This window comes from Streptomyces sp. NPDC059456 (assembly GCF_042750055.1).
Classification (GTDB): Bacteria; Actinomycetota; Actinomycetes; order Streptomycetales; family Streptomycetaceae; genus Streptomyces.
Genome location: NZ_JBHYVA010000854.1, coordinates 1 through 2352 on the forward strand (window position 1 = coordinate 1; position 2352 = coordinate 2352).

The 2352-nt window shown below is 70.0% G+C and carries 2 protein-coding genes and 2 pseudogenes; 3 read left to right on the forward strand and 1 reads right to left on the reverse strand.

Features of this window, described 5'->3' with window-relative positions; genetic code table 11:
* A pseudogene (locus ACFXA3_RS39570) lies at window positions 1–410 on the reverse strand (hypothetical protein); the annotation flags it as partial.
* A 125-nt stretch (window positions 411–535) separates the two neighbouring features.
* On the opposite strand from ACFXA3_RS39570, the gene rimP reads away from it, so the two are divergent.
* From rimP to ACFXA3_RS39585, 3 genes and pseudogenes are all read left to right on the forward strand, one after another.
* Complete coding sequence (gene rimP / locus ACFXA3_RS39575; protein ID WP_385195779.1) at window positions 536–1033, forward strand: ribosome maturation factor RimP; 498 nt, start codon at window positions 536–538, stop codon at window positions 1031–1033.
* A gap of 2 nt (window positions 1034–1035) precedes the next feature.
* Window positions 1036–2046, forward strand: coding sequence for a transcription termination factor NusA (nusA, locus tag ACFXA3_RS39580; RefSeq protein WP_030298321.1), 1011 nt, complete (start codon window positions 1036–1038; stop codon window positions 2044–2046).
* Window positions 2047–2164: 118 nt separating this feature from the next.
* Window positions 2165–2352 (forward strand): annotated as a pseudogene (locus tag ACFXA3_RS39585) (hypothetical protein); the annotation flags it as partial.

Here is a 2352-nt window from a genome sequence, read left to right on the forward strand (position 1 = left end):
GCCGACGACGAGGGCGGGGCGGAGGGCTTGGCGGACCGCTTGCCCGACGGTGCGGCGGAGGGCGCGGCGGAGGGCGCGGCGCCCGCACCGTCCGAGGAGGCCAGCGCCGCGCAGTGCGCGGCGACCGCGGAGCGCAGCGGCGCGAGCCGTCCGGCCAGGGCCGGATGGGCGGCGGCCGTGGCGTCGTAACGTTCCAGCAGCCGCTTGCTCTCTCGAACGGCCGTCTCGCGCATCCGCCGTTCGAGTGGAACCCCGGTGGCGGTGGCGGACGTACCGTCCCCGTCGTCGGAACACCCGGTGAGCAGCACGGCGCCGGCCGCGCCGGCCGCGCCGGCGAGCAGGCTCCTGCGAGAGGGCCGCGAAGGCGGAGTCCAGGGCACGGCGACGTCCTCGGAGTGAAGGCGGGACAAGGTGTGATCACCGTACCCGGGGGCCCCTGTGCACGACGGACGGCAACACCCTCTGCGACCGGATACCCTTTGACCTGACACGCGACGTAAACCACAACAGCACACGCGGCCGAGGAGTCACCCGGATGAGCACCACCCAGAGCGACAGGCTGCGCGGATTGCTGGAGCCGCTCGTCGCCGCCAGGGGCCTGGATCTCGAGGACGTCGAGATGTCCAAGGCCGGCAAGCGCCGGATGCTGCGCATCATCGTGGACTCCGACGAGGGCGTGGAGCTGGACGCGTGTGCCGAGCTGAGTCGGGAGGTCTCCGACAAGCTCGACGAATCCGATGTGATGGGTGAGGACGAGTACGTCCTCGAAGTGAGCTCGCCGGGCGCCGACCGCCCGCTGTCCGAGCACCGTCACTACGTACGGGCGATCGGCCGCCTCGTGAAGTTCCAGCTCGCCGAGGGCGGGGAACTGATCGCACGCATCCTCGACGTGGACGACGAGGGAATGGACCTGGAGGTCCCGGGCGTGAAGGGCCGCAAGGCCACCGCCCGTCGCATTGCTTTTTCCGACATCGCCAAGGCGCGGGTCGAGATCGAGTTCAACCGCAAGGACAAGAAGGAAGAGGAGGCGTAGCCGTGGACATCGACATGAGTGCCCTGCGGGGTCTGGTCCGGGAGAAGGAGATCTCCTTTGACCTGCTCGTCGAGGCGATCGAGTCGGCCCTCCTCATCGCGTACCACCGCACCGAGGGCAGCTTCCGCCGGGCGCGCGTGGAGCTGGACCGCACCAACGGTCACGTCGTCGTGTGGGCGACGGAGGACCCGCGGGACCTGGAGGAGGGGCAGGAGGCCAAGGAGTTCGACGACACTCCGTCGGACTTCGGCCGGATCGCCGCGACGACCGCCAAGCAGGTGATCCTCCAGCGTCTGCGCGACGCCGAGGACGACCTGACCTTCGGCGAGTTCGCCGGCCGCGAGGGCGACGTCATCACCGGCGTCGTCCAGCAGGGCAAGGACCCCAAGAACGTCCTCGTCGACATCGGCAAGCTGGAGGCCATCCTGCCGGTGCAGGAGCAGGTCCCCGGCGAGGAGTACACGCACGGCCTGCGCATCAAGGCGTACGTCGTACGGGTGGCGAAGGGTGTCCGCGGTCCGTCCGTGACCCTGTCGCGCACCCACCCCAACCTGGTGAAGAAGCTCTTCGCGCTGGAGGTCCCGGAGATCGCGGACGGCAGCGTCGAGATCTCGGCGATCGCCCGCGAGGCCGGCCACCGCACCAAGATCGCCGTGCGGTCCACCCGTTCGGGCCTCAACCCGAAGGGTGCCTGCATCGGCCCGATGGGTGCCCGTGTGCGCAACGTCATGGCCGAGCTGCACGGCGAGAAGATCGACATCGTCGACTGGTCGGACGACCCGGCGGAGATGGTCGCGAACGCGCTGTCACCCGCCCGGGTGAGCAAGGTCGAGGTCGTCGACTGGGACTCGCGCTCCGCCCGGGTGACCGTGCCCGACTACCAGCTGTCGCTGGCCATCGGCAAGGAGGGCCAGAACGCCCGCCTCGCCGCGCGGCTCACCGGCTGGCGCATCGACATCCGCCCCGACACGGAGGTGTCCCCGGACGCCGACCGGGCCCGGGACGGGGAATAAATCCGGTACCGGTCGAGGCTGACCGACCGGTAGACAGGATCAAGACAGCAGATCGCGACAACATCCGTTCGATTTTTCGCCCGAAGGGGTGAGGTCGGTACGGGGAGGTAGACTTAGCGTGTCTGGCCGGACGCAAGCCCGCGCATGCCCCGAACGCACCTGTGTGGGGTGCCGGGAGCGAGCGGCCAAGAGCGATCTGCTGCGCATCGTGGCGATCGGGGCGCCAATCGGCCCCCCTCCACCCCGTCTACATCACCCCCGCCGGGGCGACAACCCACCCCCCCGGGTGGGGTGGGGCAAAACGGG